This is a genomic window from Caulobacter sp. S45 (genome assembly GCF_009765965.1).
In the GTDB taxonomy this organism is placed as follows: Bacteria; Pseudomonadota; Alphaproteobacteria; order Caulobacterales; family Caulobacteraceae; genus CAHJWH01.
Map to the genome: position 1 here is coordinate 30,194 of NZ_LMUL01000011.1, position 338 is coordinate 30,531.

A 338-nucleotide genomic window follows, 5' to 3' on the forward strand; every position below is an offset into this window, starting at 1 on the left:
ACTCTTCTTGCGCTTAATCCCGGTGCGGATTTCGCCAAGGCGGGCGCCTCCATCGTCATCACGAAGGCCGGCGCGTCGCCCTTGGCCAAGGGCGACGTGAAGCGGATCGAAGTGTCCAAGGCGCATGCGGAGGTGACCGCTTTCGGCGACGACGGCAAGGTGCTTGCGGTCTTCCCGGCCACGGTCGGTTCTACCGAACGCCCGTCGCCCTCGGGGACGCACAAGGTCAACGGAGTCTCCTGGCAGGCTGACTACACTTACGATCCCTCTAAACTGCACTGGGGGCCGCGCTCCCACGGCAAGCTGCACATCAAACCCGGTCCAAACGGACCAGTCGG

At 64.5% G+C, this 338-nt stretch carries 1 protein-coding gene; it reads left to right on the forward strand.

Annotated features, from left to right (window positions below):
- A partial coding sequence (locus GSQ87_RS22435) for a L,D-transpeptidase (protein WP_216839079.1) occupies positions 1–338 on the forward strand: 338 nt, incomplete at both ends.